This window comes from Halomicrobium urmianum (genome assembly GCF_020217425.1).
GTDB classification, from domain to species: Archaea; Halobacteriota; Halobacteria; order Halobacteriales; family Haloarculaceae; genus Halomicrobium; species Halomicrobium urmianum.
Genome location: NZ_CP084090.1, coordinates 3,134,191 through 3,152,877 on the forward strand (window position 1 = coordinate 3,134,191; position 18,687 = coordinate 3,152,877).

At 68.5% G+C, this 18,687-nt stretch carries 24 protein-coding genes and 1 pseudogene; 8 read left to right on the forward strand and 17 right to left on the reverse strand.

Annotation, left to right across the window (positions count from 1 at the left end):
• Positions 1-101: 101 nt before the first annotated feature.
• The 5 genes from LCY71_RS15780 to LCY71_RS15800 all read right to left on the reverse strand — a co-directional run bounded on the left by LCY71_RS15780 (position 102) and on the right by LCY71_RS15800 (position 4,482).
• Positions 102-536, reverse strand: coding sequence for a CBS domain-containing protein (locus tag LCY71_RS15780; protein WP_225334099.1), 435 nt, complete (start codon positions 534-536; stop codon positions 102-104).
• 268 nt (positions 537-804) lie between these two features.
• Complete coding sequence (locus tag LCY71_RS15785) at positions 805-2,019, reverse strand: AGE family epimerase/isomerase (RefSeq protein WP_225334100.1); 1,215 nt, start codon at positions 2,017-2,019, stop codon at positions 805-807.
• 39 nt (positions 2,020-2,058) lie between these two features.
• A complete protein-coding gene (gene rocF, locus LCY71_RS15790) occupies positions 2,059-2,967 on the reverse strand; it encodes an arginase (RefSeq protein ID WP_225334101.1) in 909 nt (302 codons plus the stop codon).
• A gap of 48 nt (positions 2,968-3,015) precedes the next feature.
• On the reverse strand, positions 3,016-3,480 hold the full coding sequence (locus tag LCY71_RS15795) for a hypothetical protein (protein WP_225334102.1): 465 nt from the start codon (positions 3,478-3,480) through the stop codon (positions 3,016-3,018).
• Positions 3,481-3,564: 84 nt separating this feature from the next.
• A complete protein-coding gene (locus LCY71_RS15800; protein WP_225334103.1) occupies positions 3,565-4,482 on the reverse strand; it encodes an NAD-dependent epimerase/dehydratase family protein in 918 nt (305 codons plus the stop codon).
• 129 nt (positions 4,483-4,611) lie between these two features.
• Here LCY71_RS15800 and LCY71_RS15805 point away from each other — a divergent pair, with 129 nt between their 5' ends.
• Both LCY71_RS15805 and LCY71_RS15810 read left to right on the forward strand, forming a co-directional pair.
• A complete protein-coding gene (locus LCY71_RS15805; RefSeq protein WP_225334104.1) occupies positions 4,612-5,145 on the forward strand; it encodes an HTH domain-containing protein in 534 nt (177 codons plus the stop codon).
• 169 nt (positions 5,146-5,314) lie between these two features.
• Positions 5,315-6,490, forward strand: coding sequence for an NAD(P)/FAD-dependent oxidoreductase (locus LCY71_RS15810; RefSeq protein WP_225334105.1), 1,176 nt, complete (start codon positions 5,315-5,317; stop codon positions 6,488-6,490).
• 199 nt (positions 6,491-6,689) lie between these two features.
• On the opposite strand, the gene LCY71_RS15815 is transcribed toward LCY71_RS15810, so the two are convergent.
• The 8 genes from LCY71_RS15815 to LCY71_RS15850 all read right to left on the reverse strand — a co-directional run bounded on the left by LCY71_RS15815 (position 6,690) and on the right by LCY71_RS15850 (position 11,937).
• Positions 6,690-7,010, reverse strand: coding sequence for a hypothetical protein (locus LCY71_RS15815; protein ID WP_225334106.1), 321 nt, complete (start codon positions 7,008-7,010; stop codon positions 6,690-6,692).
• Between the two features lie 379 nt (positions 7,011-7,389).
• Positions 7,390-7,656 carry a hypothetical protein gene (locus LCY71_RS15820; RefSeq protein ID WP_225334107.1) on the reverse strand — a complete coding sequence of 89 codons (267 nt, stop codon included), beginning with the start codon at positions 7,654-7,656 and terminating at the stop codon, positions 7,390-7,392.
• An 86-nt stretch (positions 7,657-7,742) separates the two neighbouring features.
• On the reverse strand, positions 7,743-8,114 hold the full coding sequence (locus LCY71_RS15825) for a hypothetical protein (protein ID WP_225334108.1): 372 nt from the start codon (positions 8,112-8,114) through the stop codon (positions 7,743-7,745).
• 59 nt (positions 8,115-8,173) lie between these two features.
• Entirely contained in the window at positions 8,174-9,031 is an 858-nt protein-coding gene (locus LCY71_RS15830) for a nucleoside phosphorylase (protein WP_225334109.1), read from the reverse strand.
• Positions 9,028-9,414 carry a cytidine deaminase gene (gene cdd / locus LCY71_RS15835; RefSeq protein WP_225334110.1) on the reverse strand — a complete coding sequence of 129 codons (387 nt, stop codon included), beginning with the start codon at positions 9,412-9,414 and terminating at the stop codon, positions 9,028-9,030. The genes LCY71_RS15830 and cdd overlap by 4 nt, the downstream gene beginning before the upstream one ends.
• A gap of 59 nt (positions 9,415-9,473) precedes the next feature.
• Entirely contained in the window at positions 9,474-10,826 is a 1,353-nt protein-coding gene (locus LCY71_RS15840; RefSeq protein ID WP_225334111.1) for a phosphopentomutase/phosphoglucosamine mutase, read from the reverse strand.
• 126 nt (positions 10,827-10,952) lie between these two features.
• Positions 10,953-11,663 (reverse strand): archaeal proteasome endopeptidase complex subunit beta, encoded by a 711-nt coding sequence (gene psmB, locus LCY71_RS15845; protein ID WP_225334112.1) that lies wholly within the window; start codon positions 11,661-11,663, stop codon positions 10,953-10,955.
• 100 nt (positions 11,664-11,763) lie between these two features.
• Complete coding sequence (locus LCY71_RS15850; RefSeq protein ID WP_225334113.1) at positions 11,764-11,937, reverse strand: hypothetical protein; 174 nt, start codon at positions 11,935-11,937, stop codon at positions 11,764-11,766.
• A 285-nt stretch (positions 11,938-12,222) separates the two neighbouring features.
• Between LCY71_RS15850 and LCY71_RS15855 the strand changes: the two genes are divergently transcribed.
• On the forward strand, positions 12,223-12,594 hold the full coding sequence (locus LCY71_RS15855; protein WP_225334114.1) for a DUF555 domain-containing protein: 372 nt from the start codon (positions 12,223-12,225) through the stop codon (positions 12,592-12,594).
• A gap of 85 nt (positions 12,595-12,679) precedes the next feature.
• Entirely contained in the window at positions 12,680-13,222 is a 543-nt protein-coding gene (locus LCY71_RS15860; protein WP_225334115.1) for a CBS domain-containing protein, read from the forward strand.
• Between the two features lie 38 nt (positions 13,223-13,260).
• Here the strand turns inward: LCY71_RS15860 and LCY71_RS21830 are convergent.
• From LCY71_RS21830 to LCY71_RS15880, 4 genes and pseudogenes are all read right to left on the reverse strand, one after another.
• Positions 13,261-13,386 (reverse strand): annotated as a pseudogene (locus LCY71_RS21830) (phosphoribosylformylglycinamidine cyclo-ligase); the annotation flags it as partial.
• A gap of 164 nt (positions 13,387-13,550) precedes the next feature.
• A complete protein-coding gene (gene purM, locus LCY71_RS15870) occupies positions 13,551-14,531 on the reverse strand; it encodes a phosphoribosylformylglycinamidine cyclo-ligase (protein WP_225334116.1) in 981 nt (326 codons plus the stop codon).
• Between the two features lie 60 nt (positions 14,532-14,591).
• On the reverse strand, positions 14,592-15,221 hold the full coding sequence (locus tag LCY71_RS15875) for a metalloprotease (RefSeq protein WP_373325138.1): 630 nt from the start codon (positions 15,219-15,221) through the stop codon (positions 14,592-14,594).
• The gene (locus tag LCY71_RS15880) at positions 15,218-16,777 is read right to left on the reverse strand and encodes a TraB/GumN family protein (RefSeq protein WP_225334117.1); all 1,560 of its coding nucleotides are present in this window, start codon (positions 16,775-16,777) and stop codon (positions 15,218-15,220) included. The genes LCY71_RS15875 and LCY71_RS15880 overlap by 4 nt, the downstream gene beginning before the upstream one ends.
• Positions 16,778-17,009: 232 nt before the next feature.
• On the opposite strand from LCY71_RS15880, the gene LCY71_RS15885 reads away from it, so the two are divergent.
• The 4 genes from LCY71_RS15885 to LCY71_RS15900 all read left to right on the forward strand — a co-directional run bounded on the left by LCY71_RS15885 (position 17,010) and on the right by LCY71_RS15900 (position 18,641).
• Positions 17,010-17,285, forward strand: a complete 276-nt coding sequence (locus tag LCY71_RS15885) for a PadR family transcriptional regulator (protein ID WP_225334118.1) — start codon at positions 17,010-17,012, stop codon at positions 17,283-17,285.
• A gap of 118 nt (positions 17,286-17,403) precedes the next feature.
• Positions 17,404-17,856 carry an acyl-CoA thioesterase gene (locus LCY71_RS15890; RefSeq protein WP_225334119.1) on the forward strand — a complete coding sequence of 151 codons (453 nt, stop codon included), beginning with the start codon at positions 17,404-17,406 and terminating at the stop codon, positions 17,854-17,856.
• Positions 17,857-17,922: 66 nt separating this feature from the next.
• Complete coding sequence (locus tag LCY71_RS15895) at positions 17,923-18,354, forward strand: DUF7992 family protein (protein ID WP_225334120.1); 432 nt, start codon at positions 17,923-17,925, stop codon at positions 18,352-18,354.
• A gap of 107 nt (positions 18,355-18,461) precedes the next feature.
• Positions 18,462-18,641: an HEWD family protein gene (locus tag LCY71_RS15900; protein ID WP_225334121.1), complete on the forward strand. Its 180-nt coding sequence runs from the start codon at positions 18,462-18,464 to the stop codon at positions 18,639-18,641.
• The last annotated feature ends 46 nt before the right edge of the window (positions 18,642-18,687 follow it).

Here is an 18,687-nt window from a genome sequence, read left to right on the forward strand (position 1 = left end):
GTTCTCCGGCCCGAGCGAAGCGAGGGCCGGCCTTTTTCGCCCACGTTTTTCGAGGAGTGGTTCGGGAGCGCAGCGACCGAACCCGACGACGAAAAAGGTGGTTAGACGTGTTCGTAGGGCGGTATCTCGGCCTCGACGACGTCGCCAAGCTGGTCGAGTTCCCTGCCGAGCAGGACGACGAAGTCGTCGAAGGCGACGATGCCGGCGAGTCGACCGTCCTCGTCGACCGCAGGGATCCTGCGGACGCTCTCGTCCTGCATGGTCCGTATCACCTCGAAGATGCCGGCGTCGAGGGGGACCGTCACGACGTCTCCGGTCATGACGTCCTCGGCGGTCACGTCCGCCGGGTCCTCCCTCCGAGCGACGACCTTGACCGCGACGTCGCGGTCCGTCACGATGCCGACCGGTCGATCGTCCTCGACGACGATGACGCTGCCGACGTCCTCCTCGTCCATCAGCGTCGCGACGTCGGACACGGGCGCGTCGGGGGCGGCAGTGACGACGTTCTCCCTGACGATAGATCTGATTTCGGGCATCGGGAACACCTCGGAGTCGCCGCGAACGGCGACGTCTTCGACTTCGTGGCAGAGTACGTTAATAACTAGCACGGGCGGCGGTTGCGCCAGACCCTATAGCCCCAGGTTCGGATAGGGCACCGGCACCGCGGTACGGACGCGGTATAGTAGAAATTGAACGCATTGACACACTCGAGGGGCTCCCGGGGTGCCCCTCGATGTATAAATATTTTCAATTTCTACTATAGTCGTGCCACAGACGGGTCAACTGATCGCGACGGAGTGAGCGTCAGGCCTCCACGTAGCCGCTCGCCCGCAGCGTCTCGAAGATGGCGTTGAGCTGGTGGTAGCCGACCTTGACCTCGGGCGAGTCGTCGATGGCGTCGCGGGCCACCTCGTTGTCCGGGGTCAGCTGGAAGTACCAGTTTCCGTACTTCTCGTTGACCACCTCGTCCAGCGCGTACTCCCAGATGCGGTCGTACCACTCCGCGTAGCGGCCCTCGCCGAACCGGTCGTAGAGGAGCGCCGTCGCCCCGATGCCCTCGCACAGCGGCCAGTAGTACTTGTTCTCGACGATGGGTTCGCCGTCGCGGTCGAAGTTGTAGACGAAGCCGCCGCGCTCGTCGTCCCAGCCGGACTCGACTGCCGCGTCGAAGAAGCGGTCGGCCCGCTCGGCCAGCCAGTCCTCGTCGCGGTGCTCGTCGAGCAGGAGCAGGAGCTTGGCCCACTCCAGGAGGTGGCCGGGCTGGTAGCCCCATGGGCGGAAGAGGTCGCCGGGCTTGTCGCGGTTGTACTCCCAGTCGTGTTCCCAGTCGCCGTCGTAGTGCTCCCAGAGGAGGCCGTCGCCCCGATCGGTCAGGTCGCGGGCGAGGGTCTCCGCGATGGAGTACGCCCGGTCGAGGTAGCGGTCGTCACCGGTGGCCTCGTAGGCCGAGAGCAGCGCCTCGCAGGTGTGCATGTTGGCGTTCTGGCCGCGGTAGCCGCTGGTCTCCGACCAGTCACGCTCCAGTTCGACGCGGCAGAGGCCGTGCTCGTCCTCCCAGAAGTGCTCGTCGATGAGGTCGAAGGCGGGTTCGATGCGCTCGGCCGCGCCCTCGATGCCGGCGCGAGCGGCCGTCGAGTACGCCAGCAGCGCGAAGGCGTGGCCGTAGCAGCGCTTGGCGCCGTCCTCGACGTCGCTCCCGTCGAGGACCCAGGCGTAGCCGCCGTGCTCGCGATCGAGGTGGTGGCGTTCGAGGTGGTCCATCCCGTGGACGGCGGCCGACTCGCACCAGTCGGGGCCGCTGAGCATCGTGCCGACGCTGAAGTTGAAGACGAACCGGCAGGTCGCCGGCAGCAGCTTCGCGCGGCTGTCGTAGACGGTGCCGTCGACGTCGCTGATCTGCGCGACGTACCCGCCGTGGGTGTGGTCGATGCTCCGGTGGAAGTAGAAGGAGAGCAGCGTCCGGGCGTGCTCGCGGAGCCAGCGCGGGTCGCGCGCGATGGAACCGTGCCGGTCTATCATCGGCCGGTACGGCGGCCGGAGCCCTGTTAGGTGTGTCGGTCAGAGAATCCGCTTGCCGACGGCGCTGGCGGCCAGTTCGCACGCGAGTTCGGCGGTCTCGTTGTGGTGGTCGAGGATGGGGTTCACCTCGACCAGTTCGAGGCTCCGCAGGTCGTCCGCGTGGTGGGCGACGTGCTCCATCGCTACGTGGGCCTCCCGGTAGGCGACGCCGCCGCGGACGGGAGTGCCCACGCCCGGCGCCTCCGTCGGGTCGAGCCAGTCCATGTCCAGGCTGACGTGGAGCCCGTCGGTCCCGTCGGTCGCCCGCTCGATGGCCTCGTCGACGACGGTCGTGACGCCGCGTTCGTCGAGGTCGGACATGGTGTAGGCCGTCACCTCGGACTCTCGGATCGCCTCGCGCTCACCGGGATCGAGGGCCCGGACTCCGATCAGCGCGACGTTTGCCGGGTCGACCGCCGGCGTGTGCGCCCAGTCCAGTTCCTCGAACGGCCCCAGGCCGAGAACCGCCGCCAGCGACATCCCGTGGACGTTGCCGCTCGGCGTCGTCTCTGGCGTGTTGAAGTCGCCGTGGGCGTCGAACCAGAGGATCCCCAGGTCCTCGCCGTCGGCCGCGCCGGCCGTGGTCCCGACGGCGATGGAGTGATCGCCGCCCAGCACTAGCGGCATCTGATCGTGTGCGCGGGTCTGAGCGATCGCGTCGGCCACGCGTCGGCAGACCGCCTCCACTTCGTCGAGGTACTTGGCCCGTCCGTCGGCCCACGACGCGTCGGGGTCGCGCCCCTCGGGACGGGGGACCTCCAGGTCGCCCCAGTCGACGCACTCGATCCCGGCGCCCTCCAGCTGCTCGACGAGGCCGGCGTACCGGATGGCCGACGGCCCCATGTCGACGCCCCGCCGGTCGGCGCCCAGGTCCATCGGGACCCCGATCACGCGAACTGGTCGGTCCATCGGTGGTGGCTCTGCGCTCGACGGGCAAAAACCCCGTCGACCCGCGCGTCACCGCGCCGGCGGGTTGTACTCGCTGGGCAGCACCACGCGCCGGAGGACCGTTCCGAGGGAGGCGAAGAAGCCGCCCGCGAGGGCGTACACCGGCACCAGCATGACGATGCCGAGCATCCCGATCAGCGAGGAGACGAGCAGGAACGCCTGTCCGGAGGCGCTGAACCAGAGCGCGAACGACCCGACGCCGACCACGACGCTGACCAGCGCCATCCCGACGCCGCCGGCCCTCACGCCGTAGGCGAACGCGTCCACTGGGTTGGTCCCGAGGGCGACGCCGGCGACGAACCCGGCGACGGCACCGCCCGCGTAGGTGACGGCGGTCGGCAGGTCGAGCACCGTCCCCGCGACCACCATCGCCAGCGTGTAGAGGGCCGCGACGCCGACCCCGAGGACCGACACGCGCCACCGCTTCCCGAAGGTCGTGCGGACGGCGTCCCGCCTGAAGCGATTCCAGTTCATATCGGAGAGCCGCTCGGCAGCGGAATAAAGGTTGGTTCGATCCGTGACCGAGGTCGGGCCCGGTGCCGGGATCCGGCCGGGACGTTACGTGTACTGCTCGCAGACCCGCCGGATGCCCTCCTCGAAGTCGATCTGGGGCTCCCAGCCGGTCGCCTCGCGCATCTTCGAGGCGTCGGCGCAGGTGTCGTGGACGTAGACGTCGTCCGGGATGGGGTTCTCGACGAACTCCGGTTCGACGTCGGTGCCCAGTTCGTCGTTGATCATGTCGACGACGGTCACGAAGTCGTAGCTCTCGCCGGTCCCGAGGTTGTAGATGCCCTGTAGCCGGTGGTCGCCGGCCAGTTCCAGCCCCCGGACGATGTCGGAGACGTGGGTGAAGTCGCGGGTCTGTCGCCCGTCGCCGTACAGTTTCGGGGAGCGGCCGTTGGCGACGTCGTCGGCGAACTGCGCGATGACGTTGGCGTACTCGCCCTTGTGCTCCTCGGCGCCGCCGTAGCCCTGGTAGACCGAGAAGAAGCGCATCCCGGCCAGCGAGAGGTCGTAGTGGTTGTGGAAGTACTCGGCGTAGGTCTCCCGGGCCATCTTGGAGGCCTCGTAGCCGGTGTTGACAGTGACGTCCATGTCCTCCGGCGAGGGATCGGTCCGGGAGCCGTAAATCGAGGACGTGGAGGCGTAGACGACCGTGTCGCAGCCGTCCTGTCGCGCCTGGTCGACCGTGTTGACGAACCCCTCGACGTTGACGCGGGCGCCGCGGGTGGGGTCGTCCTCGTGCATGGCGTAGGAGGACAGCGCCGCGAGGTGGAAGACGACGTCGACGTCGGTCGGCAGGTCCTCGTCGACGACGCTGGCCTCGACGAACTCGACGCCGTCGTCGAGGTTCTCCGGCGTCCCCAGATAGCCGTCGTCCAGCGCGACGACCTCGTTGTACTCCGCGAGGCGGTTCGCCAGGTTCGATCCGATGAACCCGGCGCCACCCGTTACCAGAACGCGCTTGTCTCGCATATTCCAGACCCCTCTGTGGAGCAACAAATGGGTATCGCTTTTCGCCGCCCACAGCGGGCTCCGTGAGTCGGTTTCGCAGTACTGAGACTCACCGCCGGGTTTAAGACGCGGTGCGCCGAATAATTCCTTATGTCATCGATCGAACTCACGCCCAGTCAGAAGAACATCCTCCAGGAGCTCGTCAACCTCTACAAAGAGGAGGAGAGCGCCGTCAAGGGGGAGGACATCGCCGAGAACGTCGACCGCAACCCCGGCACGATCCGCAACCAGATGCAGAGCCTGAAGGCGCTCCAGCTCGTCGAGGGCGTCCCCGGGCCGAAGGGCGGGTACAAGCCCACGGCCAACGCCTACGACGCGCTTCAGATCGAGACGATGGACGACGCCGCGAGCGTCCCGCTGCGCCTCGAGGGCGAACTGCTCGACGACGCCAACGTCGAGGAGATCGACCTGACCAGCGTCCACCACCCCGAGCAGTGCCGCGCCGAGATCCAGCTGCAGGGTTCGATGTCCGACTTCCACGAGGGCGACGCCGTGACCGTCGGCCCGACCCCGCTCTCGAAGCTCCAGATCATCGGCACGCTGGCCGGCAAGGACGACACCAGCAACAAGCTCATCCTCACCATCGACGACATGCGCGCACCGGCCGAAGAGCCGGAGCACTGAGCCGCCCCGCATCTCCTCTCTCGTCGGCTGTCTGCAGATATCTTTGCCCTGCCCCGAGAACGACCTATTATTCAGTGCCTCCGGTACAGAACTGAACGCTCGCGACGACCCGCCAGTACACACCCGATTTCAAAGCCTTTGTATCCGGTCACTACGCAGGAGCACGTACATGACTGACAACGTCGTCGTCCTCGGCGCGGGCTACGCCGGGGCGGGCGCGATAAAGAGCCTCGAGGCCGAACTGAACGGCGAAGCCAGCGTCACCTGGATCTCCGATCAGGACTACCACCTCGTTCTCCACGAGTCCCACCGCTGCATCTCCGACCCGAGCGTCCAGCACAAGATTACCATCCCCGTCGACGAGATCAAATCGCCCGGCACCGACTTCGTCCAGGGCGAGGTCACGAACGTCGACACCGACGACCGCGTCGTCGAACTGGCCGACGACTCCGAGGTCGAGTTCGACTACCTGCTGGTCGCTATCGGTTCCCGGACCGCCTTCTTCGGCATCGACGGCCTCCAGGAGCACGCCCACACGCTCAAGAGCCTCGACGACGCGCTCGGCATCCACGACGCCGTCGTCGACGCCTACCGCGAGGCCTCCCGCAGCGACCCCGCCCAGGTCGTCGTCGGCGGCGCCGGCCTCTCCGGCATCCAGACCGCCGGCGAAATCGCCGAGCTCCGCGACGACCGTAGCGCCCCCATCGACATCAAGCTGGTCGAGGGCCTCGACAGCGTCCTCCCCAACGGCGACCCCGAACTCCAGGGCGCGCTCCGCAAGCGCCTGGAGAACAAGGACGTCGACATCCTGACCGGCGAGTTCATCGGCGAGGTCGACGAGGAGACCGTCTACGTCGGCGACGACACCGAACTCGACTACGACGTCCTCATCTGGACCGGCGGCATCACCGGCCGCGAGGCCATCCGCGACGCCGACGTCGACAAGGACGAGCGCTCTCACCGCATCTTCGCCGAGCGCGACTTCCAGACCGACGACGAGCGCGTGTTCGCCATGGGCGACTGCGCGCTGGTCGACCAGCCCGGCGACGACCCCGCGCCGCCGACCGCCCAGGCCGCCTGGCAGGCCGCCGAAGTCGCCGGCGAGAACCTCGCCCGCGCCGTCCGCGACCAGCCCCTGAAGACCTGGACCTACGAGGACCGCGGCACCGTCGTCTCCGTCGGCGAGGACGCCGTCGCCCACGGCGTCTCCTACATGGGCTTCGACGTCCCCATCGCCACCTTCGGCGGCGTCTTCGCGGAGAACCTCAAGAAGGCCATCGCCGCCAAGTGGATCAACTCCATCACCGGACCCGGACAGGCCGCGAAGGCCTGGCCGGACATGTAACCGTACATTTTTACTTCGTCGGGTGTCCTCGGGCGCTCTCCGAGCGCCCTGCGGGCACCACTCCTCGTAAAAATCTACGCTAAAAACTACCTTCTCGCTCGGTCGCTGCGCTCCCTCGCGAGAAGTGAACCGTGCCTCGCTCCGCTCGGCGCGGATGCTGGATCGAGATTTGTTCAGTTCTCGTGATTCCGGCCGCTAGTCAGTATCGCTCGTACGCCTCCAGAACGAGCGCTATCGCCAGCCCGCAGACCAGCACGCCGGCGATCAGTTCGGAGGTCAGCCGCGACAGCAGGAACTCCGGGAACGCCACGTACAGCGGTGCGACGAAATCGATGGCGAAAAACCTGCCCGCGACGCCGAGCGCACCGCCGAGGACGTTGATCTCCGGCGGGAGTTCGATGGTTCGGGCCATACGGCGTGCGGCGGGGAACGAGAGCAGGAACGCCAGGGTCAGCGCGGCGAACAGCGAGCGGACGAGTCGCGCGTACGCCTTCAGGTAGTGATTTCGGCCGCGTGACACTGGCGGCACGTCGGGGCCGGCGGCCCTCATCTGTCCCGACCCCCGCTTCGCTTCCGGGCTTCTACGACGAGCGTGCACACCAGTCCGCCCAGCAGAACGGCGACGAACGGCACCGACGTGAACGCGGCTGTCTGTTCGTGATAGAAGTCGACGTATGGCGTCGGTCCGGGTAGATTTATCGGCGGTTCGTGAGGGATGCCCCCATACACACTGAACCAGGTGCGATGCGTCTGGTATCCGTACCTCGGGCTGTCTATCAGCCCGCCGAGGAGGACCACCGCTGGGACGGCCAGTCCGAGCGAGACGACGAGCCGTCGGTAGGCGGCGACGTGTCTGTTTCGTCCCCGCGGCGTGGCCTGCGGCTTCGATTTGATGGTCCTCATGGTTCTCGACGCCTCACGCGCTCGTGGATCTCCAGCGCGACAGTGCAGAGCAACCCGATGACGAGGAGCGCAACTGTCGGATCGTAGGAGAGTCGCGCGATCAAGAAATCCGCGAAACCGTGAACGAGCGGTGCATCGTAACGGAACGTGATCGACTCGGCGAAGCCGTGGCTGTGCCGCCAGAAGGGACTCTTCTGATAGTGCCTGACGAACGCGGCTAACCAGTTTGTGGCGATGACTTGGAACGAGATGAACGAGGCCACGAACAGGACTGCTACACCGCGAGCGAACGCTTTGACGTGCCAGTACCGACCTCGCGGCATCGCCGGCGGTCTCGGTCTCGTGGTCGTCACGGTGAGGTCTCCCGTCTCCGCTGGCGCATCTCCACGACCACTGTGCAGACGAAACCGCCGACGAGGACGGCCAGGATCGGTTCGTACGAGAACACTCTGACGAGGTAGTCGTCGAGACTCGCGATATACGGTATCCCGACGGCGTCTGTCAGCACTGGGTACTTCGCAGCCATCTCGGCGGCCCGTTCGGGGTACAGAAGCGGATTGAAGCCGGTGGCGCGCGTGAACGTATCGACCGCGTTCGCGGCGATGACGAAGTGTGCGATCGCTGCGACGAGGCCTATCGCTCCGACCGCACGCAGGTACGCTCTGACGTGCCAGTTCCGGCCGTCCGCGATGGCGCGCGGCCGCGGAGTAGCGCCTGCCATTGATCGCATCCAGTATCGACCAGATGAAAAGGTTTGTGACGGACTATCATTCCGGACCGTCAGATCGACAGCCCCGGGTGCCAGGCGTCGGCGTCGGACTCCGCGACGGCGTCGTCCATCTCGTCGAGGTACTTCACCGCGAGGCTGGCCGTCTCGGCGGCCTTGCGCTCGCCCTCGGTGCGGAACTCGCCGGTGACGCGGTTGGCGTAGACGGTACAGACCGCGCCGGCGCGGAGGCCGTAGAGGTTCGCCAGCGTCAGGACGGAGCTGGCCTCCATCTCGAAGTTGAGGACGCCGGCCTGCCGGAGCTCCTCGATGCGCTCGTCGCTGCCGCGGGCCTCGAACCCCTCGAAGCCGGGGCGAGACTGGCCGGCGTAGAAGGAGTCCGTCGAGCAGGTCAGCCCGCGGTGGTAGTCGTAGCCCAACTCCTCGGCGGCGGCGACGAGCGCGGACACGACGCGGTAGTCCGCGGTGGCGGGGTAGTCCTCGCGGACGTACTCGTCGCTGGTGCCCTCCTGGCGGACCGCGCCGGTGGTGATGATCAGGTCGCCGACCGACGCCTCCTCGCGGATGGCCCCGCAGGAGCCCACCCGCAGCAGCGTGTCCGCGCCGACGCTGGCCAGTTCCTCGACGGCGATGGCCGCCGAGGGCGAACCGATCCCCGTCGAGGTGACCGAAATAGGCGTGTCCTCGTAGGTGCCCGTGGCGGTGCGGAACTCGCGGTGGCTGGCGACCGCCTCGTAGTCGTCCCAGGCGTCGACGATCTTCTCGACGCGCTCGGGGTTCCCGGGGAGGAGGACGGAGTCCGCGACGTCGCCCGGTGCCACTTCGAGGTGGTACTGCTCGCCGTCGTTCGGGTCTTCGCTGTCCGCGACGTCGCTCGATCCGTCACCGCTCCCGCTCGCGGGCTCGCTCATTCGAGGTCCTCCCGCTCGATAGTCGTCGGCAGCAGGTCGCCCAGCCGGTACTCCGTGACCTCGTCGCCTTCGTCGCAAAGCACGGCGAAGTCCTCGTCGCAGAACTCCGTCAGGGACTGGCGGCACATCCCGCAGGGGGTCTGGCCGTCCCGCTCCGCGGTCGAGACGGCGATGCGGGCGAACTCGCGGTGGTCGTCCCGGACCGCCGAGCCCAGCGCGACCTCCTCGGCGTGGAGGCTGTTGCTGTAGTTGGCGTTCTCGACGTTGCAGCCAGTGTAGACGGTGCCGTCGGCGGTCTCCAGCGCCGCGCCGACGTAGTACTCCGAGTAGGGCGCGTAGGAGGCCTCGACGGCCTCGCGGGCGGCCTCGATCAGCGAATCCATGCCGGACAGGTCGCCCGCGCGGGCCAAATAGCCACCGGCACCGTCGGGCGATCAGAGCGTCACACCACGTCGTCGACGGCCCGCTCGACGGCGTCGACGACGGTGTCCACGAGCGCGTCGACGTCCTCGCTCTCGGCGTAGGCGCGGACGTACGGCTCGGTCCCGGAGGGTCGAACCAGCGTCCAGGATCCGTCCGGTAGCTCCAGCCGGACGCCGTACTCCGTGTCGACGCTGGCGTCGGGGAACTGGTCGGGCAGCCTCGCCTCCAGTCGCTCCATGACGGCCGGCTTGGCCTCGTCGGGGCAGTCGACGCTGACCTTCCGGTAGGGGCGCTCCGTGACGGACTCGCGCAGTGAGTCGAGTCCCTGCTCGGCGACCAGCCGCATGAGGACGGCGGCGCTGGCGACCCCGTCGATCCAGCCGCCGAAGGCCGGGTGGACGTGCTTCCAGGGCTCGGCGGCGAAGACGACTTCGGTCTCAGCGCCGCCCTCGGCGCGGGCGCTGGCGACGCCCTCGTGGAGCGCGCCGAGGCGGACCCGCTCGACGCGGCCGCCGGCAGCGCGGACGCGCTCGTCGATGCGCGCCGAGGCGTTGGGCGTCGTCACGACGACGGGGTCGCCGGCCGCAGAGGCGCGCGTGTACGCCTCCGCCAGGATCGCGACGACGGTGTCCTCGTGAACGACCTCCCCGTCGCCGTCGAGGACGACGATCCGGTCGGCGTCGCCGTCGTGGCCGATTCCCAGGTCCGCCCCGGAGCGGGCGACGAACTCCCGCAGCGCCGACAGCGTCTCCGGCGTGGGCTTGCTCTCGCGGGCGGGGAAGTGGCCGTCGACGTTGGCCTCCAGCGCCTGGACGTGCGCGCCCGTCCGACCCAGCACCTGCGGCGTCGCGACGCCGGCCATCCCGTTGCCGCAGTCGACCGCGACGCTCAGGTCCGCCGGTGAGGCGCCCCACTCCTCGGCGTAGTCGGCGACCGCCTCGCGGTAGTCGGGCAGGGGCGACTCCGTCCTGTCCGCGCCCCACTCGTCCCACGGCACGGCCTCGTCGTCTTCGACGGCGGCCTCGACGCGGCGCTCGGCCTCGCGGTCGTACTCGGTCCCGTCGGCGAAGAGCTTGATCCCGTTGTCGTGTGGCGGGTTGTGGCTGGCCGTGACCATGACGCCGCGGCGTCCGCGGGAGGCGAACGCCAGCGTCGGCGTGGGCACGCGGCCGACGTCGACGACCCTGGCGCCGCCGCTCTGGAGGCCGGCGGCGACCGCCGACCGGAGCGCGGGGGTGGACTGCCGTCCGTCGCCGCCGACGACGAACTCGTCTCCGTCCGCCGCGACCGCCCGGCCAACGCGGAGCGCGAGGTCCGGCGTCACCTCGGTGCCGACGTCGCCGCGGATCCCGGCGGTCCCGAACAGGTCCATACCAGATGGTACGCTGGCGGGGACTTGGAAATGGCGGTCGAACGAGTGTCAACAGAGCGAACGACGGGAGAACGAGCTGCCGCGGGGACGACACGTTCCCCGCAGGACTACGGACCGTCGCCGGCGCTACAGCAGTTCATCGAACTCGTAGCCGTCGATGTCGACGCCCTCGGCGGTGACCTCGGCGAGGTAGATGCCGTTACCGGAGCCGGTGTCGCGCTCGGCGGCGGCGTTGATGGCGGCCGCGGCGACTTCGCGGGCCTCCTCGTTGGACATGTCCTCCTCCCAGCGGTCCTCGAGGGTCCCGTAGGCGACGGTCAGGCCGGAGCCGGTGACGGTGTAGTCGTCTTCCATCACGCCGCCGGCGGGGTCGATGCTGTAGACGTGGTGGCCGTCGTCGTCGACGCCGCCGAGGATGGGGTTGATGGCGAAGAACGGGCCGCCGCGGGCGAAGTTGCCCGCAAGCGTCGCCAGCGCCTCGATGTCCATGTCCTCGCCGCGGCGGGCCTCGTAGAGGTCCGCCTCGGCCCGCAGCGTCCGGATGAACGACTGGGCGCCGCCGACGCTCCCCACGAGCGTCAGCGCAGCGGTCGGGTGGATCTGCTCGACCTTCTGGACGTTCTTGTTGGAGACGAAGCGGCCGCCCAGCGACGCGCGCTGGTCGGTCGCCACGACGACGCCCTCGGACGTCGTCAGCCCGATCGTCGTCGTCCCCGTCTTGTTGACGGCGTCCTCGTCGTGGTCGACCTCGGGCAGCGACCCCAGTTCCGGCTCGTAGGGGTCGCGCGGCCCGTCGTGGAGAGGCAGCTCGGAGAGGTCGTCGAGTGGGTCCTGCATTACCCTCGGCTATCAGTCCTGCGCTGATAAAAGCATCTCCTCGGTGGTCGGTCGGCGGGCGATGCGGGGACCGCACGCCGTCGTGCGGTCTGGTAGAAGATCAGGCGGGCCGGGCGCTCTCGTGGGCCTCCTCGAGGCGGCGCACCACGCGGTGCATCGGCACGGAGAGGCCGAGCCGTCGCATCAGGAGCGCGACGGGGAGTAGCAGGATACCGGTGAGCACGCTGAGCTGGTACAGGGCGAACACGACCCCGGAGTACAGTTGGGATTCCATCGTCCCTCGAACACGTCTCCGCGGCTGGCACTATATAAGCATTCTGGCACGGACTGATACGCCATATCCGGTTGATCGGCAGATATGAGCCCTCTATGGTGCATTCTGCGTTATGGCGGTGAAAGTGCGGGCGCGCGGCTGCTCCTGCCCGCGTACCGGGTAACGAAACCGGCGCTGATGACTCCGGTTCGCATAAGTTATGGAGATACTCGGCGTCACGTGCGCGGCCCGGACTGTCGACCGAGAATCAAAACGTACGAGTAGCCGGCCTGTGCACCTACGTCCATGAACTACCTCGTGGCGATGGAAGCAGCCTGGCTGGTGCGAGACGTCGAAGACATCGACGACGCCATCGGCGTCGCGGTGAGCGAAGCGGGCAAGCGGCTCAACGAGTCCGAGATGGACTACGTCGAGGTCGAGGTCGGCGCCACCGGGTGCCCCGCATGCGGCGAGCCCTTCGACTCCGCGTTCATCGCCGCCGACACCGCTCTCGTCGGACTGGTCCTCGAGATGAAGGTGTTCAACGCCGAGTCGATCGAACACGCTCAGCGCATCGCCAAGAGCGAGATCGGCAGCGCCCTCCGGGACGTTCCGCTGAAGGTCGTCGACACCGTCGAGTTCGAGGGCGAAGAGATCGACGGCGAGGCCGAGGCCTGACGCGGGCCACCCGCCGCAAGCGGTGACCGACGCCGTCCGCAGCGGCTGTCGGTGCCTTTTTGTATTACCTTGGGTAATCACGGGCATGGACCTCCCGACGCCCGAGGACCTGCGAGAGCGCCGGACCGAACTGGGGCTCACGCAGAGCGAACTCGCCGAGCGGGCCGACGTCTCGCAGCCGCTGATCGCCCGCATCGAGGGCGGCGACGTCGATCCCAGGCTGTCGACGCTGCGGCGCATCGTCGAGGCCCTGGAGGAGGCCGAGGGCGGCATCCTCCGGGCGCGCGACCTCATGAACTCGCCCGTCGTCAGCGTCGCGCCCGACGATTCCGTCAGCGAGACGAAGACGCTCATGGACGAGAAGGGCTACTCGCAGGTACCGGTCGTCCGCGACGGCACGCCCCAGGGGCTGATCGGCAACTCCGACATCCGCCAGCGCACCGAGGAGAACGTCGGCGACCTGCCCGTGGCCGACGTGATGCACGAGTCGATCGCCATCGTCGAACCGAACGCGACGATCGACGAGATCGACGCCTACCTCAACCACAACGCCGCCGTCCTCGTCGTCGAGAACGGCCAGACGGTCGGCATCATCACCGAGGCGGACATCGCCGCCCACGTGAGCTGAGCGCCGTCGCAACGCGAGCTGTTCCCCGCAGGTCGCTTCAGTTCCAGCCCGCGGACCGCGACGCACTCCTCGCCCTCCTCGACGCGACCGACCACGCGCCCGTCAGTGGCCACCGCCACCGCCTCGGCGTCGGATTCGGACAATGCCGCCACGAACCCGGTCCCCCATCCACCTTTTCCGCTTGTGGTGTCCTCGCGTCGCTTCGCGACGCTGCGGGCACCACTCGCGCAAAACGTGGTCCTCCTGAGCGGAGCGAAGGAGGGCTCGAAAGACGAGCGAAGCGGGTCTTTCGGTGGCGAAAAAGGCGCTCCTCGCTCCGCTCGGAGCGTTACTGTAACTCCAGCCCGCGAACCGCGACGCACTCCTCGCCCTCCTCGACGCGACCGATAACGCGCCCGTCAGTCGCTTCCGCCACCGCCTCGGCGTCGTCTTCAGGCAACGCAGCCACGAATCCCGTGCCCATGTTGAACGTCCGGTGCATCTCCTCGTCGTCGACGTCGCCCTCCTCCTGGACGAACTCGAAGACGGGCTGGGCGTCGAAGGGATCCGTGATCTCGTAGCGGTGGGCGCCCATCCGGGTCAGGTTCGTCCAGCCGCCGCCGGTGACGTGGGCCGCAGCGTGTGTCTCGTGCTCGCGGAGCGGTCCGAGGACGTCGCTGTAGATGCGCGTCGGCGTCAGGAGCTCCTCGGCGATGGTCTCGTCCTCGTCGTGCGGGAAGGGATCCGCGTACTCGTGGTCGCGGGTGACCGCCTCCCGCGCGAGCGTCAGCCCGTTGGAGTGGATGCCGGAGGAGGGCCAGCCGACGATTGCGTCGCCGGGCTCGGCCTCGCCGGGGAAGACGCCGTCCTTCGGCGCCAGGCCGGCGCAGGTGCCGGCGATGTCCAGGCCCTTGATGACGTCGGGCATGACGGCCGTCTCGCCGCCGACCAGCGCGACGCCGGCGCGCTCGGCCCCCTCGCGGAGCCCCTCGCCGATCTGTTCGCTGGTCTCCTCGCTTGGCGCCTCGACGGCGAGGTAGTCGACGAAGGCGACGGGCTCGACGCCGGTCGCGATCAGGTCGTTGGCGTTCATCGCGATGCAGTCGATGCCGACGGTCGAGTAGTCGTCGACGGCCTCGGCGACGAGCAGCTTCGTCCCGACGCCGTCCGTCGCCAGCGCGAGGTACTGGTCGCCGATGTCGACCAGTCCCGCGTAGTCGCCCTCGAACTCGCCCGCGGCGCCGATCAGCGCCGCCGTGGCGGCCTCGCTGGCGTCGATGTCGACGCCCGCCTCGGCGTAGGTCAGTCCGTCGTCGTCCTCGTCGGTCATGTCTGAGCGGGCGCGTGCGGCGGGCAAAAGCCCACCGTTTAGCCGGCGGCGGACGACCGCTCAGAGGCCGAAGATGACCAGCAGCGCGAGCCCGATCGACGGGATCGCGACGGCGGCGTAGACGACCTTGCTCCAGGCGAGCACCTTCCTCCCGTCGAGGGGGCCGAAGGGGATCATGTTGAACCCGGCCAGCAGGAGGTTGAGCCACAGGCCGAGGTTGCCGACCCTCCCGAGGAGGTCGGCGTCGGACGCCGCCCCCGCCAGAAGCACGCCGAAGAAGACCGCCGCGAGTGCGAGGTTCGTCACGGGCCCGGCCACGGAGATGAGACCGTTCTCCCGGGCGGTGATCCGGCCGCGGTGGTAGACGGCGCCCGGCGCGGCGAACAGGAAGCCGGCAAGCCCGCCGACGACGGCCAGGAACAGCATGTTGTAGTCGGCGCGGAACTCGGCGACCTGGCCGAACCTGATCGCTACGACCTTGTGCGCCAGCTCGTGCAGGAGAAAGCCCACGCCGGCCGTCAGCAGACTGAGCAGGAACGTCTCGCCAATCCCGGCGAGGTCGAGGGCGCCCGGCGCTCCAGAGAGGGCGCGGACGAGGCTTCGGTCGATGAAGACGGCGAACGCGAACCCCAGCGCGAGCCACGCGATCGCGAGGTCCCGCAGCTCCCGGTCGCTGAACTGCACGTTCACGTCAGGACCCCCCAGAGCAACTCCGCGCTGTTGCGGGCGCCTTGGAGCATCAGGCGCGTGATGCCCTCGATGCCGCCCACGTCGGCGGCCAGTGAGGGCAACACGATGGCGGCGAACAGCGCGCTGGCGATCATGCTGGCGACGTTCGTCATGGCTACTACGAGCATCAGCCGGAACAGCGGGACCTCGCGCATGCGGGCGACGAGGTCGGCGAGGGGCGACTCCTCGTCCTCGAGGATCCTGTTGAGCGTCGCGATGTCGCCGACGTTCACGTCGAGGTAGCGCAGCTCGACGTAGCCGGCGAACCAGCCGGGCGCCAGCAGCGGGTTGACGCTGGTCAGCCAGGCGACCGCGCCGCCGACGCCGGCGCTGGTCCAGTGGCCTCCGGCGACCTTGGCGAAGGCGAACGCGAAGACGCCGTTGACGAGGAACCAGGCGCCGAAGACCCGGATCAGCAGGCCGCTGGAGGCCCCGGGGACGCCCGTCGCGACCGCCATCGCGAGCAGCAGGAAGAAGGCCAGAAAGCCGAGCGTGATGGCGTACCCGAAGAGCTTGTACAGCGAGAAGCGACCGCCGGTCTCCTTGCCGACGAGCGACTCCTTGGGCGGGAGCCGCTCGGGGTGGGCGAGGTACTCCTCGATTCCCTCGCGGTGACCGGCACCGACGATGGCCACGACCTCGTGGCCGGCCTCCCGGAGGGAGACGAGTTCGTGGGCGATGTAGGCGTCGCGCTCGTCGATCAGGGCCTCGGCCCCGCCCGGGGAGAAGCGCCGGAACTCCTCCATCATCGCCGTGACCACGTCCGCGTCGGTCAGGTCCGACATGTCGAGTTCCTCTTCCTCCTCCTCGGGCGCGTAACGACGGATCAGCACGGCCAGGGGGACGGCGAACAGGAGCGTCAGCGCGCCGACGAGCAGCGCCCCGTCCGCGACTGCGACGCCGAGACCGCCGAGCGCCCCGCTACCGGGGAGGGCGCCGCTCGACCACGCGCCCGGCGAGAGCAGGACGGGCCCGGCGAAGGCCTCGATCATCATGCCAGCGACGGCCGAGAAGCCCAGGCTCAGGCCCGTCGCGACGGCCAGCGGATCGCCGAGGCCGGCGAAGAGGCTCAGGAACATGGTGAACTTCTCCCTGAGGCTCAGCCGCGCCCAGAACCGCTGGATGGTCATCTGGATGTCGCGGTCGACGAGCGCGACGCCCAGGCCCAGTTCCTCGGCCGTCTCGACGGCTGCCAGCATGTCCGCGCCGGGCGACACGTCGAACTGCTCGCCGAGCCTGGTCTGGACGTACGAGAGCATCCAGTAAGCCAGGAACTGGAAGACGGTGTTCCCGCGAAGCAGGTCGCCCGCGTCGAGGTCCTCCGGCGTCTCCCCCTTCATCTGCCGGTACCGTCCCTCGTCGAGCTCCACGGCGACCACGTCCGGGCGGCGCTGTTCGATGGTCCGTTCGACTTCCTCGACGCTGTCCTCCGAGACGTGTGCGGTGCCGACGACCGTGACGCTGCCCCCGCCCTCGCCGTCGGGAGGAGCGTCGGTCGACTCGACGCGGTCGGTCATCACCCTCGCTTCACGGCGGTGGTTGTTATGCGTATCGTCATAGCATGCTAACGTGTTACATTCATACGATACGCTCCGAGCGGCGTCGCCCCCACCCCGTTCTCGCTCGCACCGTCGCTTCACCGGGTCGAACGCCGGAATCCGGCGATACGTGCACTTACCTTCGGGTAACCTTCTTTCAAAAATCTCAGAAAAACTGATATGTACGTAGACGAACCATCCGATGGGATCAATGCACGACCTGACTGGCTTCCAGCGGGACCTGCTGTACGTCATCGCGGGGCTGGACGAACCCCACGGGCTGGCGATCAAGGAGGAGCTGGAGAAGTACTACGAGAGCGAAGTGAACCACGGCCGGCTGTATCCGAACCTCGACACGCTCGTCGACAAGGGGATGGTGGAGAAGGGACAGCGCGACCGCCGGACGAACGTCTACACCCTGACCCGCCGCGGCGAGCGCGAACTGAACGCCCGGCAGGACTGGGAAAAGCAGTACGTCACGGCCTGAGACAGCGTCGTTCCGGCCGCGTCAGCCTCCTGGGGTGGGGACGCGCTCGAACGATAGACCGCTGACACTCCGGGACCGTCCCGGTACACTCATTTCCCGTCCACGGCTAGGCGCGCCCATGCCGACCGTGTTGGAGACGCGTCTCGAGAACCGCTGGATGGTCCAGCCCAACCACGCCAACCACCTGGGGACGACTCACGGGGGGAACGTCCTCAAGTGGATGGACGAGCTGGGAGCGCTGTCCGCGATGCGCTTCGCCGGCGAGCAGTGCGTCACGGCGCGGATGGATCAGGTCAACTTCAAGCGGCCGATTCCGGTCGGGGACACGGCCGTCGTCGAGGCGTACGTCTACGACGCCGGGGAGTCCAGCGTCCGCGTCCGGCTGGTCGCCTACCGCGAGGACCCCGAGACCGGGGAGCGCGAGCGCACGACCGAGTCCCACTCCGTCTACGTCGCCGTCGACGAGAACCTCTCGCCGACCGCCGTCCCCGACCTGACCGTCGACTCCGAGCGCGGCGGTGAGCTCCGTGAGGCCGCGCTCTCGGACGCGAAGGCCGACGTCGAGCTCTGACTCGACCGCGCTCCGATCCCCATCGAGAGGCCCGACGCTTATCGCCGTCCGCCGCCAATCGTCCCTATGACACTCGACGTAGAGACGCCGGACCCGCCGGAACTGGACCCCGACGGCGACGACGCGGGCGACTACCGGCGCGAGGAACTGTCCGACTCCCTCCGCGATGGCGCCTGGGACCGGGCGTTCGACGACTGGCGCGACCGCACCGACCTCGACGCGGCGGCGTTCGGCGTCGTCGCGGACCTGGACATGATCGACGGGTTCGACTTCTTCTGGGACGAGTTCGTCGGCCGCGTCGGTTTCCACGCGCCGGGCCTGCCCGAGGACTGGCGCGAGCGCGACCTCCACCCGGACCTGAACTCGTGGGAGACCGCCTCGACGATCAACGCGGACATGGCCGATCTCGGCCGGACCGTCGCAGACCTGCTCACCGAGGAGTACGTCGACTGGGAGGGCGACGACGCCGTCGGCGAGGACCTCCCCGACTTCGAGTGATCGCTCCCCGCCGGCGCCCGCGGCCGCACCGCGTCGCCAGTCGGCGGCCCGCTCGCGGCGCCGCCGGGACCGGCACGCTGATTACTCGGGGGTCCCTTCGGCCGCACATGACGGACGTCGTTCCCCCCGGAGAGCGCATCTGCGAGCGGTGTGGTAGACACGACGAGTGGGACGATGACCGCGGCGCGTGGACCATCGTCACCGATGACGGCGAGCGGCAGTCAGGTGATCCCTTCTGCCTCCACGAGTGGGACATCAACGGCAACTACAGTCCCCTCGCCGAGTGACGAGTCAGAAGGAACACACTTGTGGCTGGTTGGAGTGTGTCCGCGC

Coding starts and splice junctions, on each gene's coding strand:
- purM (WP_225334116.1), bottom strand. CDS start 14,531: ATGACCGACGAGGACGACGACGGACTGACCTACGCCGAGGCGGGCGTC.
- cdd (WP_225334110.1), bottom strand. CDS start 9,414: ATGGATTCGCTGATCGAGGCCGCCCGCGAGGCCGTCGAGGCCTCCTAC.
- rocF (WP_225334101.1), bottom strand. CDS start 2,967: ATGGACCGACCAGTTCGCGTGATCGGGGTCCCGATGGACCTGGGCGCC.
- psmB (WP_225334112.1), bottom strand. CDS start 11,663: ATGCAGGACCCACTCGACGACCTCTCCGAGCTGCCTCTCCACGACGGG.
- LCY71_RS15855 (WP_225334114.1), top strand. CDS start 12,223: ATGAACTACCTCGTGGCGATGGAAGCAGCCTGGCTGGTGCGAGACGTC.
- LCY71_RS15825 (WP_225334108.1), bottom strand. CDS start 8,114: ATGGCAGGCGCTACTCCGCGGCCGCGCGCCATCGCGGACGGCCGGAAC.
- LCY71_RS15860 (WP_225334115.1), top strand. CDS start 12,680: ATGGACCTCCCGACGCCCGAGGACCTGCGAGAGCGCCGGACCGAACTG.
- LCY71_RS15880 (WP_225334117.1), bottom strand. CDS start 16,777: ATGACCGACCGCGTCGAGTCGACCGACGCTCCTCCCGACGGCGAGGGC.
- LCY71_RS15785 (WP_225334100.1), bottom strand. CDS start 2,019: ATGATAGACCGGCACGGTTCCATCGCGCGCGACCCGCGCTGGCTCCGC.
- LCY71_RS15805 (WP_225334104.1), top strand. CDS start 4,612: ATGTCATCGATCGAACTCACGCCCAGTCAGAAGAACATCCTCCAGGAG.
- LCY71_RS15840 (WP_225334111.1), bottom strand. CDS start 10,826: ATGGACCTGTTCGGGACCGCCGGGATCCGCGGCGACGTCGGCACCGAG.
- LCY71_RS15850 (WP_225334113.1), bottom strand. CDS start 11,937: ATGGAATCCCAACTGTACTCCGGGGTCGTGTTCGCCCTGTACCAGCTC.
- LCY71_RS15890 (WP_225334119.1), top strand. CDS start 17,404: ATGCCGACCGTGTTGGAGACGCGTCTCGAGAACCGCTGGATGGTCCAG.
- LCY71_RS15885 (WP_225334118.1), top strand. CDS start 17,010: ATGCACGACCTGACTGGCTTCCAGCGGGACCTGCTGTACGTCATCGCG.
- LCY71_RS15810 (WP_225334105.1), top strand. CDS start 5,315: ATGACTGACAACGTCGTCGTCCTCGGCGCGGGCTACGCCGGGGCGGGC.
- LCY71_RS15780 (WP_225334099.1), bottom strand. CDS start 536: ATGCCCGAAATCAGATCTATCGTCAGGGAGAACGTCGTCACTGCCGCC.
- LCY71_RS15895 (WP_225334120.1), top strand. CDS start 17,923: ATGACACTCGACGTAGAGACGCCGGACCCGCCGGAACTGGACCCCGAC.
- LCY71_RS15900 (WP_225334121.1), top strand. CDS start 18,462: ATGACGGACGTCGTTCCCCCCGGAGAGCGCATCTGCGAGCGGTGTGGT.
- LCY71_RS15830 (WP_225334109.1), bottom strand. CDS start 9,031: ATGAGCGAGCCCGCGAGCGGGAGCGGTGACGGATCGAGCGACGTCGCG.
- LCY71_RS15795 (WP_225334102.1), bottom strand. CDS start 3,480: ATGAACTGGAATCGCTTCAGGCGGGACGCCGTCCGCACGACCTTCGGG.
- LCY71_RS15800 (WP_225334103.1), bottom strand. CDS start 4,482: ATGCGAGACAAGCGCGTTCTGGTAACGGGTGGCGCCGGGTTCATCGGA.